Consider the following 15,203-nt stretch of genomic DNA (forward strand, 5'->3'; position numbering starts at 1 on the left):
CGGCAGTGTAGCACTTGTGCGTTATAGCGCATCATGCGACCATGTGCGCTATAACGCACAAACCGGTTAACATCATGATTCAGACATCTGTTCAACCCCGCCTGACTCTGCCGATGGTGGTCTCTGGCTTTGTCGCTGTGCTGGTCGGCTACAGCAGCAGCGGCGCGATTGTTTATCAGGCCTTCGAGGCGGCTGGCGCGTCACCCAGCCAAATCGGCGGCTGGCTGGCGGTGCTGGGCATCGCGCTGGGTATTGCCTCGCTGGGATTATCGCTGCGCTACCGGATGCCGGTGCTGGCGGCCTGGTCAACCCCTGGCGCGGCGCTGCTGGCAACCAGCTTTCACGACATCAGCCTCAACGAAGCTGTCGGGGTGTTTGTCTTCGCCAATCTGCTGATCGTCCTTTCCGGCGTGACCGGCCTGTTTGCGCGCCTGATGAACACCATTCCCGCCTCGCTGGCGGCGGCGATGCTGGCCGGTATTCTGCTGCGCTTTGGCCTGCAGACCTTTGCCGATTTGCAGACCAACTTTGCCCTGTGCGGCAGTATGTGTCTGGCCTGGCTGCTGGCCCGCCGCTGGCTGTCGCGCTACGCCATTCTGATCACCCTGCTGATTGGAACCGGCGTCGCGCTGGCGCAGCAGGCGATCCATTTTCCGCCACAGCCGATTGTGCTGACGCTGCCGCAGCCGGTAATGCCACATTTTACCCTGACCACGCTGATCGGCATCGGCCTGCCCTATTTTCTGGTCACCATGGCGTCACAGAACGCGCCCGGCATCGCCACGCTGCAGGCGCACGGTTACCGCCCGCCGGTCTCATCACTGATCAGCTGGACCGGCCTTATCGCGCTGTTACTGGCACCCTTTGGCGGCTTTTCGGTCTGTATTGCCGCCATCACCGCCGCCATCTGCATGAGTGATGAGGTGGATGCCGATCCGCAGCGGCGCTGGCGGGCAGCCGCGCTGGCAGGGCTGTTTTATCTGCTGGCTGGCGCGGCCGGTGCCCTGATCGCGGTGTTGTTCAGTGCATTGCCGCCGGTGCTGATTCAGGCGCTGGCCGGACTGGCGCTGCTGGCGACGCTGGGCGGCAGCCTGCAACGGGCACTGGATCAGCCAGCTGAGCGCGACAGTGCGCTGATCACTTTCCTGATTACCGCCTCCGGTGTCTCGCTGCTTGGCATCGGTCCGGCGTTCTGGGGACTGGTCGGCGGCGTACTCGCCCATCTGCTGCTGGTGCGAAAAGCACGCTAAGCAGCCGTGCTGGCAGGTTGTTTTTGCGCCAGCCGGTGAAAAAACCGCTGCATTTGGCCCCTTTTCCACCGTTTGATTTGTCATTGTCCCGCGTAAAATCAACCCAATCGTCGATAACACGCGATTTTCTGCCTCAGACAACGACCGATAAGGGCCCAACAGGTGGCAAAAACTTTTCTGCGCAGCGGTAATTTAGATGCGGTTCTGGCGTTAGGTGAAAATGGCCAGCCGGTCTACGCCTCGGCGCTACAAATTCGTGAGACCCTGCGCCTGCGCCGTCAGCGCGCACTGGCAGACTGCCTGGCGATTCCGCAGGCCAATGAACGGGGCGATCGCCTCGACTGGTATGCGCCTTTCAGCGGCAGGGTCAAATCCTGGCTGGGCGCCAGCGATCATGAACGTCGCGCCGCCCTGCAACACCTCACCGCCTGCCAGCAGGATATGCAGGATCTCAGTACGCGCGCGCGCGCGGCTGAGAACCCGGCGATGCGCCTGTTCGGCGCCTTGCTCAGCAAAAGCCTGCAGTTTCCCGATCAGCAATACGTTTATCTGGTGGATGGCAAACCGGTTATCACCTTCTGGGGCTTTGTCGATGCGCAGGCTCGCAGCCGTGATGACGCGCTGGCCTGCCTGCGCGACACGCTGGAAGAGAGCCTGCCGACCGTGCTGGTCGAGCCGCCTGAGCCCATCGCCGAACCGGTCAGCGCCGAGCCGGTTCTGGCCGAGCCGCTGCCGGTGGAACCGCAACCCGAAGCGGAACCGGTGGTTGCGCCTGAACCGCCTGCGGCCGTCACGCCGCCGGTTGTGGCTGCCCGTGGTCGTTTCCGGGTCTGGATGATTCTGCCGCCGCTGGCGATTGCCGCTGCCGTGGTGATGACGGTGCTGTTGCACCGTCCACAACCGGCTCCTGCGCCGTCAGCGATGCCGGCAGTCCAGGCGTCGGTGACTCCGGTTAAACCGCCGGCGGTGGTCAATGCCGCCGGAAAACTGGCCGCCACCCTGCCGCAGAAAGCCGCCACGGTGAATGCCGCCGCCGCGACGCCTGCGCCCGCTGCTGCTACCCTTGCCAGTGTGGTCACACCGGCCGTGCCAGCCCGGCCAGACGATCTGATCGTTACCCCGGATGCGGTGCGCGACGGTCAGGTTGCGGTGATTGATGGCCGCTGGCGCGTCACTATCGGTCCGATGCCAACCCCAACCGGCAAGCCACCGGTGATGCAGTTCCAGTTTAAAAACGGCAAAGGCAGCGTGCAGATTACCCAGGGCAACACCCGCTGTAAGGCGGATGTCAGCGCGGCAATGACCAGCGCCGGTAATCTGGTGATCGAAAGCCGCTATACCGCCCGATGCGAGAACAAATCCCGCTATCGTATGCCGCTGCTGATCTGCCATGCCAGCATCGGTGCCGCAGTCTGCGAAGCGCAATATGCTGATGACCGGGTTTTCCCGATGACGATTAAGCGTGAGAGTAAATAAACATGCTGGCTCCCCTGATCGATGACAAACAAAAAATTTCGCTGATTGAAAACAGCGGCGTGCAGTTTCTGGATTTTGGCCTGCAACTCTCTGCGACGCAGACGCGTCGCCAGTTCGTGCGTCAGACCGCCAATGGCCCGCTGCTGCGGCTGAATGTCGATGGCAACAGCGGTAAGTTCCTGCTCTACCCGGAAGATGGCGGCGCGCCGGAAGTGGTGCGCCCGGAGTCCGATATCGCGCTGGCTGATTCGCTGAGTCTGCTCTCTGCCTGCTGGCTGCCGCTGCCGATGCTGCGCTGCGCCAGCGGACGCCGCTTTATCGGCGGGCCGGAGAACTGGGCGCGGATGCGTCTGGTGGCGCTGAATAGCCCGGATGCGGCGGGCAATACCCATCGCGTCAGCCTCGCCTTCGATACCCGCTGCGTGGCGGAACAGGATGGCGGCGAAAAGCTGGGTCTGTCGGCAGCCGACGCACAGAATGGCGTCACTTTCGCGCTGGCGTGGCACAACTACGAGCTGGGCGAGTTTCTCGACCACACCTGGGTCGACGGCTGGCTGCGTGAAGCCTTTACCGATCGGGTCTCCGATCGTCGCGAACAGGCGATTAATCAGGCGCTGCGTGAGTTTGAATATCAGGCGCACTACCTCAACCTGCTGGAGCTGCTGGGCGAGCAACTCAATCTCAGCGAGATCCACATTCAGGCCGCCACGCTGCAAACGCCAGCGGTCAACGTCGATATCATTCTGGACGTCGGCAACTCGCATACCTGCGGCATTCTGGTGGAAGATCACCCGGAAGAGAGCAACGGACTCAGGCAGACCTATGAGCTTCAGCTGCGCGATTTATCCCAGCCGCACCAGGTCTATAACGAACTGTTTGATAGCCGTCTTGAGTTTGCCGAAACCCGTTTTGGTAAAGAAAACTTCTCGCTGGAGAGCGGCCGCGAACACGCCTTTATGTGGCCGTCGCTGACCCGCGTTGGCCGCGAGGCAAGCCGTCTGGCCCTGCAACGGGTCGGTCTGGAAGGCAGTACCGGTCTTTCCAGCCCGCGTCGCTATTTGTGGGATGAAGCGCGCTATCAGCCCGGCTGGCGCTTTAACAACGCCGGTGCGCAAACCGAACCGCTGGCCTGTGCCGCGCCGTTCACCACCCTGCTGAATGACGAAGGCCAGCCGCTTTATACGCTGCCGCCTGACGATCGTCTGCCGGTATTCTCGCCGCACTACAGCCGCAGTTCACTGATGACCTTTATGCTGTGCGAACTGCTGGCGCAGGCGATGATGCAGATGAACAGCGCCGCACAGCGCCAGCGGATGCCGCAAAGTCACGCGCCGCGTCAGCTGCGTCATGTGATCCTGACGCTGCCTTCAGCGATGCCAAAACCGGAGCGTGAAATTTTCCGCCGCCGGATGCAGGAAGCGATTGCGCTGGTCTGGAAAGCGGAAGGCTGGCTGAGCGATGAGGACGATGTCGCGCCATCCCGCCCGCATCAGACCCCGAAACCGTTGCCGGATGTGCAGATGGAGTGGGATGAGGCGACCTGCGGTCAGATGGTCTGGCTGTTTAATGAAACCCAGGTGAACTTTGCCGGACGTGCCGAAGATTTCTTCAGCAGCATGGCGCGGCCGGACCGTCCGCGTGAAGCGGATGAGCTGCCGGGTAAAAGCCTGCGCATCGCCTCGATTGATATCGGCGGCGGCACTACCGATCTCGCCATCACCCAGTATCGTCTGGATGATGGTCAGGGCAACAACGTCAAAATCACCCCACGGCTGCTGTTCCGTGAAGGTTTCAAAGTGGCGGGTGACGATATCCTGCTGGATGTGATCCAGCTGTGGGTTCTGCCCGCGCTGCAACAGCATCTGCAGAAAGCCGGACTGACGCTGGCTGAGCCACTGATGAACAAACTGTTTGGTCACGACAGTCGCATGGACGGTCAGGCTACCCTGCGCCAGCAGGTGACGCTTCAGCTGTTTATTCCGCTGGCGCAGGCGGTGCTGGAGCGCTATGAAAACTGGGACCCGCTGGAGAGCCACGCTGAGATCAACGCGCTGTTTGGCGAACTGGTCGGGCAATCGCCGGGCGAATCAGTGCTGGCCTTCGTCAACGGTGAAATTCAGCGTGAACTGGGCGTCAACAGTCGCTTCGACCTGTTGCAGGTTCCGCTGGTGGTCAGCCTGGCGCAGCTGCACGGCGAATTTATGCAGCATCGGATGGCGATCATTCCGGCGCTGCGTTCCATGTGCGAAGTGGTGTCGCTTTATCAGTGCGATGTGCTGCTGCTCACCGGGCGTCCGTCGCGCTTCCCTGGCATTCAGGCGCTGGTTCGCCATCTGCAGCCGCTGCCGGGCAGCCGCATCCTGTCGCTGGAAGGCTACCACACCAGCGACTGGTATCCGTTTAACAAGCATGGCCGGATCGATAACCCGAAATCCACCGCTGCCGTCGGCGCGATGCTCTGCCTGCTGGCGCTGGATCTGCGCCTCAGCAGCTTCTGGTTCCGCGCCGGTGATTTTGAACCCTATTCCACCATCCGTTACCTCGGGATGCTGGATGAAAACCAGGCCCTGACCGACGAAAACCTCTGCTACAGCGAGATCGACCTCGACGATGCGGGCTTTGCGCTGGATAAGAAAAGCAGCTTCCGTATTCGCGGCAACGTCTGCCTCGGCTTCCGTCAGCTGGATAACGATCGCTGGCCCGCCTCACCGCTCTACAGCCTGACGCTGAACGATGCGACGCTGGCCCGTAAGGTGGCCGGTGAAAGCGTGCTGCGCATCAAGCTGGCGGTGAAAGCCGGACCTGATGCGCCCGGCCCGGAAACGCTGGTGCTGAGCGATGCTCGGCTGGACGACGGCACCCGCGTGCCGCTGGAGCAGCTGAGTCTGAAACTGAATACCCTGTCGGCCACCGGCAACGCTAATGCGCAGTACTGGATTGACAGCGGGAGCGTATGTAAACGATGAAAGCCCTCAAAACCCGCCAGCCACAGACGCTGGCCAAACGCCTGACCCTGCTGCAGGAGGCGCTGAACGGCAGCCTGAGCTGGATCGAGACGACCCGTGAACAGTCGCCGCGTCTGGCGCTGGAGGCCGATACCCTGACCCTGCAACTGCGTCAGGCGCGGGTGCAGACCCAGGCGCTGGCGCAGCAGGTGGCGCGCCCGGTCACGCTGGCCCTGTTTGGTCAGTCGCAGGCCGGTAAGGCCTGGTTGCTGAATGAGATGGTCGCCGATGCTCAGGGCCAGCTGATGACACGGCTGGGCGATAAGTCGCTCAGCTATTTCCAGCACATCAATCCCGGTAATCTCGATTTTGCGACCGCCACCCGCTTCAGTCACCAGCGTGAGCCGCTGTCAAATGAATGGCCGGTTGAACTGACGCTGCTGACGGATGCCGAGATCGTCCGGCTGATCATGGCCTGCGCCGCCAGCACCGTAGCGCCTGATGTGGCGCTGATCGACAGCGGCCTGCAGCGTTTACAGCGTCATCGTCTGACCAGCCCACTTGCCGGTCTGGAGAGCGATGCGCTGGTGACCTTATGGTCATGGTGCCGCCACCGTCAGCACTATGACGTCCGTCTCGATCGGCACTTCTGGCCGCAGGCGGTTGAGCTGGCACCCTGGCTGAGCGTCGATGACCGGGTAGAGCTGTTTTCGCTGCTGTGGCCAGCGCAGCCGGCGCTGAACGATACGCTGCGCAGCCTGCTTCACCTGCGCCACCAGTTGCGCAATAGCAGCCGGGTGCTGGCACCGCTCAGCCTGCTGACCGACAGTGCTTTGCTGCCGGCCGAGCAGCTGATTGTGCCCGCCAGCGAGCAGGATCTGCAGCAGCCGGTGGAAGTCTGCCCGATGAACGGCAACCGGCCAGGCAAACCGCAAAACGTGGCGCTGGGTTTGCTGGCGCTACTGACGCTGGAAGTGGTGATTCCGCTGGGTTCGACGCCGCGTACCGCGCTCTATGACGAAGCCGATATGCTGGAGCTGCCTGCGCCAGGCCAGCCGAACGACAGCGCCGCCCAGGAAGATCGCCAGCGTCTGCAGCAGCGCGATCCGCTGCGGGCGCAGTTGCTGGAACAGAAGCGCGCCCTGCTGCCCGGCCTGTATGCCGCGCGTCAGGGCATCGACCTGCTGCTGGTCTGCACCGCCGCCAGTCAGCGTCAGGATGCCGATCGGGTCAGCCAGACGCTGCGCGAGTGGCAGCGGCTGCAACCGACCCAGCAATCCAGCGAAAAACCGCGGCTGATCTGGGCCATCACTCCCTATGATGCCCGTCATCAGCAGATCAATGTGGATGAAGCGGTACAGCGCCAGTTAGGCCAGCCGGGACAACACTGGGGATCGATGCTGGTGCTGGATCGCGCCGGTGTGGATCGGATGGCAAGCTGGCTGCAGGATGAGATGCAGCCGGAAGCCCGTCGCGACCTGCTGCTGGCCCAGCTGGCGCAGATTCAGCACACCGTGGTTGAGCGGCGGTTACTGCCGTGGACCGAGGCGGGCGCCAGCCCGGAACAGGCGGCGCGCAAACAGACTATCGCCGATACCCTGCTGAAATGTTTACAGCACCGTACCGGCCTGCACGGCGAACTGCTGGAGCGTCTGCAACCGCCGCGGGAAGCGCTGCGCCAGCTGTGGCTCAATCAGTCGAACCTGAGCAGCCCCACCACGCCGCATCCGCAGGCACCGGAAAATCAGTTCGGCATTGGGTTTGAATTTGATCTGTTCAGCCAGTCAGAGCCGGAGGTGCCGGTTCAGCCGCGTCAGAGCGGGCACGGCGCGCAGCAGTTTCCGCGCCAGGTGCTGCTGCTGTGGCTCGATCACCTGCGCCAGCTGCCAGAAAACCGCAGCCTGCTGGCGTTGCTGAATATTGATAAAGCGACCATGGAGTGGCTGGTAGAAGAGTTGATCACCGCCAGTTTCCGCACCGACATGACGCAAAAACTGCAGCAGGCGCTGCATGAGCCTGACAGCCACAGCATGACCCATGAGTCGCGTGCCGATCGTCAGGTGACGCGTGCGATGACGGTGCTGGGGGACTTCGTCGCCTGGCTCGGCTTTTTACAGCGCCCGGAAGCCGAGCGTCCGGCCAGCCGCGTCAATCGCGGTCAGGCGATCTTTACCCGTCCGCCGACACCGAGCGTCAGCTTCAGTACCGGACAGCGGCTGACTAAACTGTCGGCGGCTCCGGCTAACCACACCGCTTATTATATCTACGACTGGCTGGTGGGGCTGAATCAGGTGATTATCGAGAATAATGGCTATACCGGCGGCGGTGACCTGCCGCTGGCGGCGCGCGAGGCGCTGATCGCCCTGCTTAAACCGCTGCGCGCTTAATCCTTCACCAGGCGCAGTTCGCCGTCCAGCGACTGCGCCGCCTCTTCCAGTAACGCCAGCACCGGGGCCAGATCGGCATGGTGTTCGGCGTAATGCTGCAGCCGCACCTCTGCCGGCAACGCAATGCCGCCGGTCAGCCAGTCCCACAACGCATCCAGGTTGTTGCCAAAATAGGCAGGCGTCCCGCCGCTCTGTGCGGCAAACTGCTGGTAGAACGCCGCGCGGCTGGTCAGCTGGCGCAGATCAAATTGCATAATCAGCATGATCAGGGTACCTGTTTAAAGCTGCGATAGTGGTCGGTGGACAGAAACACCAGCCCGTCGGAGGAGTAGACCAGCCGGTCAGCATCGCGCCGTCCGCAGCGATAGTTAACGTCCGCCTCATACCACTGGCGGCCAGCGCGTTGCGGCAGGCGTTTTTCCCGGTTGGCAAAGCGATCGCCGCCGATGGCTTTACCGGGCAGCACCTCGCACAGGTTGCCTTTGGCCGGGTTCCAGCCGCGCTTGCGGGCATCATTTTTGGTGAGGTAGTAGTCCGGCAGTTGCTGATGTTGCAGCACCCAGCGCGCCACGGTATGGGCGTCGGTCAGCGCAGCAATGTCTGCCTGAGCAGGCGCTACAGAAGAGTTCAGATAAGGTTTAAGGCCGTAGAAGCAGGCCGCGAGGACCAGGAAAAGTCCAATCCAGAGTTTTTTTGACATGATGGCATCCGTGACGACAGGATGCAGATGATACCAGTTTTGCGCGCTGAGAAAAGCGCGGGCCAGACAGGCTGGCCCTGGCGAGGTTATGCAGCGTGCGAATCACCGCTGTGTCGACGCCATGCACCCGGTGCCACACCGTACTGACGTTTGAAGCTGCGATTAAAGGACTGCTGCGAATCAAAACCCAACGAAATCGCTACGTTCAGGATCGGTTCATCGGTGCTGGTCAGGCGATCGGCTGATTTCTTCAGTTTCTTCACCCGGATATATTCACCCAGCGGATAGCCGGTATGCTCTTTGAACATCCGTTGCAGGTGCCATTTCGAGTAGCCCGCGCGCTCGGATACGGTGTCCAGATCCAGACGTGCTTCAATGTTGTTATCAATCCAGTCGATTAAATCGTGAATAAAGGCGTCACTCATCATTCCAGTCTCTCCCGTCGCCGTGGCGAACAGTATTAGTATCAGTTGCAGTTACACTTAAAGGGTGACTGACTATGTCATTTAATGCAAGTTTTATTAGTACATTAAATGCCGCACACTTTTCAGGGTCTTTCACCCGCCGCTTAGCTTTTAACCGGTGGGCAACAAACCGCACATAAAGTGTATCTGTTATTCTTGCAGTTGCCAGCGACGCCAGCCTACACTCCTCGCGATTAATTGCAATCTTAAAAGTTGCAAATATTGGCCTGCGGGTCGTTTTCACCTTATCGCGGAATAACAACAATGATTACCAACTGGGTTCGTCAGGGTTTTACCCTTTTAGGGATGGTACTGCTGATCGTTCAGCTAAGCGGCTGTGATGATGGCGTGGCGCAAAACGCCCCGCCACCGCCGCCCGAAGTGAGTGCTGCGCCGGTGCTGATCAAGCCGGTCAGCCAGTGGGACAGTTTCAATGGCCGGGTTGAGGCGGTGCAGAGCGTGCAGCTGCGTCCGCGCGTCTCTGGTTACATCGAGTCAGTTAACTATCGCGAAGGCGAAGAGGTGAAGAAAGGTCAGGTGCTGTTCACCATCGACGATCGCAGCTATCGCGCGGCGCTGGAACAGGCCAAAGCGGAATTAGCCCGCGCCCGCAGCCAGGCGAGTCTGGCGCGCAGTGAGTCAGGACGCAGCGAGAAGCTGATTGGCAGCCAGGCGATCTCGCGTGAAGTGTGGGAGCAGCGCCGCTCAGCCGCCAGCCAGGCGCAGGCGGATGTGCTGGCCGCCGAGGCCGCCGTGGATATGGCGCAACTGAATCTCGATTTTACCCGCGTTACCGCGCCGATTGATGGTCAGGCCAGCCGGGCGATGATCACCGCTGGCAACCTGGTGACCGCCGGTGACAGCGCCAGCGTGCTGACCACGCTGGTGTCGCAGCAAAGCATGTATGTCTATTTCGACGTCGATGAAAACACCTTCCTGCACTATCAGGCGATGGCGCGTCAGGGCCAGCAGCGCCATGCGTTGCCGGTGGAAATCGCGCTGGTCGGCGAGCAGGGTTATCCGCATCAGGGCAAAGTCGATTTCCTGGATAATCAGCTGACCGCCAGCACCGGCACCATTCGCATGCGCGCCCTGCTCGACAACCAGCAGCGTCAGTTCACGCCGGGTCTGTTTGCGCGGGTCCGTCTGCCTGGCAGTGCGCAGTTCGAGGCGGTGCTGATTGATGACAAAGCGGTGTTAACCGACCAGGACCGTAAGTATGTCTACGTGGTGGACAGCGAAGGTAAAGCTCAGCGCCGTGATATCGAGCCGGGCGCGATGGTGGATGGTCTGCGCATCGTCAAGTCGGGCCTGAAATCGGGCGATCGGGTGATTGTCTCCGGTCTGCAAAAAGTGTTTATGCCCGGCATGCCGGTCACTGCTCAGCAGGTCGCCATGCGTGCGGCAACCGCTCAATAATCCGAGGCCGCTATGGACTTTTCCCGCTTTTTTATCGACCGGCCGATCTTTGCGGCGGTGTTATCGATTCTGATTTTCGTTACCGGGTTGATCTCAATTCCGCTGCTGCCGATCAGTGAATATCCTGATGTGGTGCCGCCCAGTGTGCAGGTGCGTGCCGAATATCCCGGCGCTAACCCGAAAGTCATTGCCGATTCGGTGGCGACGCCACTGGAAGAGGCGATTAACGGCGTCGAAAACATGATGTACATGAAATCGGTGGCCGGTTCCGATGGCGTGCTGGTGACCACCGTCACCTTCCGTCCCGGCACCGATCCCGACCAGGCTCAGGTTCAGGTACAGAACCGCGTGGCGCAGGCTGAAGCCCGCCTGCCGGAAGATGTGCGTCGGCTGGGGATCACCACCCAGAAGATGTCACCGACCCTGACGCTGGTGGTACACATGTTCTCGCCGAACAACACCTACGATTCGCTCTATCTGCGTAACTACGCCACCCTTAAAGTGAAAGATGAGCTGGCGCGCCTGCCGGGCGTGGGTCAGATTCAGATCTTCGGTGCTGGTGAGTATGCGATGCGCGTCTGGCTCGATCCGAATAAAGTGGCGGCGCGCGGTTTAACCGCTTCAGATGTCGTCACCGCGATGCAGGAACAGAACGTGCAGGTTTCTGCCGGTCAGCTGGGTGCCGAGCCGCTGAAAAAGCAGAGTGATTTTCTGCTGTCGATCAACACCCAGGGACGACTGGAGAGCGAACAGCAGTTTGGCGACATCATTCTGAAAACCTCAGAAGATGGCTCACTGGTGCGGCTGCGCGACGTGGCGCGTATCGAGATGGGCTCCGGCAGCTATGCCCTGCGCTCGCAGCTGAATAACAAAGATGCGGTCGGTATCGGCATCTTCCAGGCGCCTGGCGCCAACGCCATCGATCTCTCCAATGCGGTTCGCGCCAAAATGGATGAGCTGGCAATCCGTTTCCCCAACGATGTGAAATGGGCCGCGCCGTACGATCCGACGGTGTTTGTCCGCGACTCGATTAAAGCCGTGGTGCAGACCCTGCTGGAAGCGGTCATTCTGGTGGTGCTGGTGGTGATTCTGTTCCTGCAGACCTGGCGCGCCTCGATTATCCCGCTGCTGGCAGTGCCGGTGTCGGTAGTCGGTACCTTTAGCGTGCTCTATCTGCTCGGCTTCTCGCTGAACACCCTGAGCCTGTTTGGCCTGGTACTGGCGATCGGGATCGTGGTGGATGACGCCATCGTAGTGGTGGAAAACGTCGAGCGTAACATTGAGATGGGACTGACGCCGCGGGCGGCGGCGCATCAGGCGATGCGTGAGGTTTCCGGCCCGATCATCGCCATCGCGCTGGTGCTCTGTGCGGTGTTTGTGCCGATGGCGTTTTTGTCTGGCGTGACCGGTCAGTTCTACAAACAGTTCGCCACCACCATCGCTATTTCCACCGTGATCTCAGCCATCAACTCGCTGACGCTGTCACCGGCGCTGGCTGCGATGCTGTTAAAAGATCATCACGCGCCGAAAGACAGGCTGACGCGGATCATTGATGCGCTGTTTGGCTGGCTGTTCCGGCCGTTTAACCGCTTCTTCCAGCGCAGTGCCCACGGTTATGAAACCCTGGTGGGCCGTACGCTGCGTCGCCGTGGCGCCGTGTTTGGCGTCTATATTCTGCTGCTGGCGGGTGCCGGATTTATGTTCCACACCGTGCCAGGCGGTTTCATCCCGACTCAGGACAAGCTCTACCTGATTGGCGGGGTGAAAATGCCGGAAGGCTCGTCACTGGCGCGCACCGATGAAGTGATTCGTAAGATGAGCGAAATCGGTATGCAGACCGAAGGCGTCGCCTATGCGGTGGCGTTCCCTGGCCTGAATGCATTGCAGTTCACCAATACGCCGAACAGCGGCACGGTGTTCTTCGGTCTGAAGCCGTTTAATGAGCGCAAACATACGGCGGCGGAGATCAACGCTGAGATCAATGCGAAGATCGCGCAAATCCAGCAGGGCTTCGGCTTCTCGATCATGCCGCCGCCGATTCTGGGGCTGGGTCAGGGTTCGGGCTACTCGCTCTATGTGCAGGACCGCGCGGGGCTGGGTTACGGTGCGCTGCAGACCGCCATCAATACGATGTCGGGTGCGATTATGCAGACACCGGGTATGCACTTCCCGATCTCCTCCTATCAGGCCAACGTGCCGCAGCTGGATGTGCAGGTTGACCGGGATAAAGCTAAAGCCCAGGGCGTCTCGCTGACCGATCTGTTCAGCACCCTGCAGACCTATCTCGGTTCGTCATACGTTAATGACTTCAACCGATTTGGCCGCACCTGGCGCGTGATGGCACAGGCCGATGGTGATTTCCGCGACAGCGTTGAGGATATCGCGAATCTGCGTACCCGCAACGATCGCGGTGAGATGGTGCCGATTGGCAGCATGGTGAACATCACCACCACTTACGGCCCCGATCCGGTGATTCGTTATAACGGCTATCCGGCAGCGGATCTGATTGGCGATGCTGACCCGCGCGTGCTCTCTTCCGCTCAGGCGATGAGCCAGCTGGAAACGATGTCCGGTCAGCTATTACCCAACGGCATGAACATCGAGTGGACCGATCTGAGTTATCAGCAGTCGACCCAGGGCAATACGGCGCTGATTGTCTTCCCGATGGCGGTATTGCTGGCTTTCCTGGTGCTGGCTGCGCTGTATGAGAGCTGGACGCTGCCGCTGGCGGTGATCCTGATCGTGCCGATGACTATGCTCTCGGCGCTGGTGGGCGTCTGGCTGACCGGCGGCGATAACAACGTCTTTGTGCAGGTCGGACTGGTGGTGCTGATGGGGCTCGCCTGTAAGAACGCGATTCTGATCGTTGAGTTTGCGCGCGAACTGGAGATGCAGGGCAAAGGGATTGTCGAGGCGGCGCTGGAAGCCTGTCGCCTGCGTCTGCGACCGATTGTGATGACCTCCATCGCCTTTATCGCTGGCACCATCCCGCTGATTCTGGGCGAAGGCGCCGGTGCAGAAGTGCGCGGCGTGACCGGCATTACGGTGTTCTCCGGGATGCTGGGTGTGACGCTGTTCGGGCTGTTCCTGACGCCGGTGTTCTACGTTACCCTGCGTAAGCTGGTGACGCGAAAAGCGGATAAAGCATCGTTGCAGACGGTGTAAACTGCAAAAGGGCGACCGCGGGGTCGCCCTTTTTTTGGCTGTCAGTCGGTGCCATATTCGTATCACGGCCTGATGGCCGGCTGTTCTTCCTGCCGGTTTACACTTGCCAGTCAGACATGCTTTAACTTTTCATTAAGCGTTTCAATGATAAAGGCGTTTAACGACGTTTGGTTTTGTGCCGCCGCCTGAGATAAGCGTTCGCCGAGCGATTCAGGATAGCGCAGGGTAAAGGTCTTTATTTTCTCCTGCTCAGCGTAAGGATTAACTCCAGATGCCACGCAATCCTCCAGATACTCACGCAAAGAGATTTCCCCTTCTTTATGCAAGCCCTGCACACTATCAGAGACAAAATCGCAGTAGCCTGACAGGCCAAGAAAGCGACCCCTGAACATGTTTATTTCAGGTACATAGCTAATCACCGCCGGTTGTCCGGCAACCGTGATCGTTGATGTATTTACACGACTATTCATGCGGATTAACTCCCGTACTTTCCAGCCATTCACGCAGACTAATAATGGCCCCTTTATCGGTATCCGGTGACGGATGCGGACGATGAAAACGCGCTATTTTTCCACTAAGCAGAAAGCGAACACGCGAACCGCTGCCCTGCTTAATCTGACCGCCCAGCGCCCTGATCAATGACTCAATCGCCTGCCATTTCACTCCGGATGGCGGAGGCGTCTGAAAAATCTGCAGCAGGGTTTCACGCTGTTTTTTCCGTAAAGCGTTGATGGCGTCGTTCATCCTGATCTCCGCGACTTCATAATGTGAAGTCATTTTACCCGGCTATTGGAGAAGATCAATGCGAAATTACCCACCGAAGATGCTTACCTCGCTGATATGGAACGAGCGATCCTCAGCACTGCCGATTTGCAGGCATAAAAAAAGCCGCATCAGCGGCTCTTTTTACACAGGTCTTCAATCTCATCGGGTTCCGGTTCCGGAACCGCGGTGCAGTTGCTGGTGTCGCGTTTTTTCAGCTCATTGAGCGCATCGGCAACGGTGCGTTTCGCCAGCACGTCCAGCGACGCCTGCTCGGCTTCATCGGCAATCGATTTGAAATACCAGCAGAGATTGGCGCTGACCAGGCAACGCGGCGCGACATCAGGACGCGCCGCCCAGATTTTCTTGTCTTCGATCACCGAGACGTAGATATCACGCAGCGTAATTTCTGCGGCGGGGCGACCCAGATGGATCGACCCGGTGCGGCCCAGCGTCGAGACGATGATGCCGTCACGGGTCAGCGGAACCATTAATTTTCGAATGAAACTGGGATTCGCTTCCAGCCCGTAGGCCAGAATCGCGCTGGTAGAGCGTTTTCCCATTTGCTCCGCCATCGCTACGCTCAGAACCATTTGCAAAGCTGTCGGGAAGCGGTAATCAAGCATTTCTTTATC

12 protein-coding genes are annotated in these 15,203 nt (G+C 60.0%); 6 read left to right on the plus strand and 6 right to left on the minus strand.

Going from position 1 to position 15,203, the window contains the following annotated elements; translation table 11 throughout:
- Positions 1-74: 74 nt before the first annotated feature.
- The 4 genes from LZU96_RS10895 to LZU96_RS10910 all read left to right on the plus strand — a co-directional run bounded on the left by LZU96_RS10895 (position 75) and on the right by LZU96_RS10910 (position 8,058).
- Positions 75-1,250, plus strand: a complete 1,176-nt coding sequence (locus LZU96_RS10895; protein WP_233984375.1) for a benzoate/H(+) symporter BenE family transporter — start codon at positions 75-77, stop codon at positions 1,248-1,250.
- Between the two features lie 162 nt (positions 1,251-1,412).
- Positions 1,413-2,726, plus strand: coding sequence for an SrfA family protein (locus LZU96_RS10900; RefSeq protein WP_233984376.1), 1,314 nt, complete (start codon positions 1,413-1,415; stop codon positions 2,724-2,726).
- A 2-nt stretch (positions 2,727-2,728) separates the two neighbouring features.
- Positions 2,729-5,692: a virulence factor SrfB gene (locus tag LZU96_RS10905; protein WP_233984377.1), complete on the plus strand. Its 2,964-nt coding sequence runs from the start codon at positions 2,729-2,731 to the stop codon at positions 5,690-5,692.
- Positions 5,689-8,058: a virulence factor SrfC family protein gene (locus tag LZU96_RS10910; RefSeq protein WP_233984378.1), complete on the plus strand. Its 2,370-nt coding sequence runs from the start codon at positions 5,689-5,691 to the stop codon at positions 8,056-8,058. The genes LZU96_RS10905 and LZU96_RS10910 overlap by 4 nt, the downstream gene beginning before the upstream one ends.
- Here LZU96_RS10910 and LZU96_RS10915 read toward each other — a convergent pair.
- The 3 genes from LZU96_RS10915 to LZU96_RS10925 form a co-directional block, all read right to left on the minus strand.
- Entirely contained in the window at positions 8,055-8,321 is a 267-nt protein-coding gene (locus LZU96_RS10915) for a barstar family protein (protein WP_094121570.1), read from the minus strand. The two genes, LZU96_RS10910 and LZU96_RS10915, sit on opposite strands and share 4 nt — an antisense overlap.
- Before the next feature lie 2 nt (positions 8,322-8,323).
- Positions 8,324-8,758, minus strand: coding sequence for a ribonuclease domain-containing protein (locus tag LZU96_RS10920; RefSeq protein ID WP_233984379.1), 435 nt, complete (start codon positions 8,756-8,758; stop codon positions 8,324-8,326).
- An 86-nt stretch (positions 8,759-8,844) separates the two neighbouring features.
- Positions 8,845-9,186 carry a helix-turn-helix domain-containing protein gene (locus LZU96_RS10925; RefSeq protein ID WP_009090299.1) on the minus strand — a complete coding sequence of 114 codons (342 nt, stop codon included), beginning with the start codon at positions 9,184-9,186 and terminating at the stop codon, positions 8,845-8,847.
- A 300-nt stretch (positions 9,187-9,486) separates the two neighbouring features.
- Here LZU96_RS10925 and LZU96_RS10930 point away from each other — a divergent pair, with 300 nt between their 5' ends.
- Entirely contained in the window at positions 9,487-10,641 is a 1,155-nt protein-coding gene (locus LZU96_RS10930) for an efflux RND transporter periplasmic adaptor subunit (RefSeq protein ID WP_233984380.1), read from the plus strand.
- A 12-nt stretch (positions 10,642-10,653) separates the two neighbouring features.
- Positions 10,654-13,806 carry a multidrug efflux RND transporter permease subunit OqxB gene (oqxB, locus tag LZU96_RS10935; RefSeq protein ID WP_233984381.1) on the plus strand — a complete coding sequence of 1,051 codons (3,153 nt, stop codon included), beginning with the start codon at positions 10,654-10,656 and terminating at the stop codon, positions 13,804-13,806.
- Positions 13,807-13,916: 110 nt separating this feature from the next.
- Here the strand turns inward: oqxB and LZU96_RS10940 are convergent, their stop codons facing one another.
- The 3 genes from LZU96_RS10940 to LZU96_RS10950 form a co-directional block, all read right to left on the minus strand.
- Entirely contained in the window at positions 13,917-14,276 is a 360-nt protein-coding gene (locus LZU96_RS10940) for a type II toxin-antitoxin system HicB family antitoxin (RefSeq protein ID WP_233984382.1), read from the minus strand.
- Complete coding sequence (locus LZU96_RS10945) at positions 14,269-14,550, minus strand: type II toxin-antitoxin system HicA family toxin (protein ID WP_233984383.1); 282 nt, start codon at positions 14,548-14,550, stop codon at positions 14,269-14,271. Before LZU96_RS10945 ends, LZU96_RS10940 begins: the two co-directional genes overlap by 8 nt.
- Positions 14,551-14,699: 149 nt before the next feature.
- Positions 14,700-15,194 carry an RrF2 family transcriptional regulator gene (locus LZU96_RS10950; protein ID WP_233984384.1) on the minus strand — a complete coding sequence of 165 codons (495 nt, stop codon included), beginning with the start codon at positions 15,192-15,194 and terminating at the stop codon, positions 14,700-14,702.
- Positions 15,195-15,203: the final 9 nt, after the last annotated feature.

This window comes from Pantoea agglomerans (assembly GCF_021397715.1).
Taxonomy (GTDB): Bacteria; Pseudomonadota; Gammaproteobacteria; order Enterobacterales; family Enterobacteriaceae; genus Pantoea; species Pantoea astica.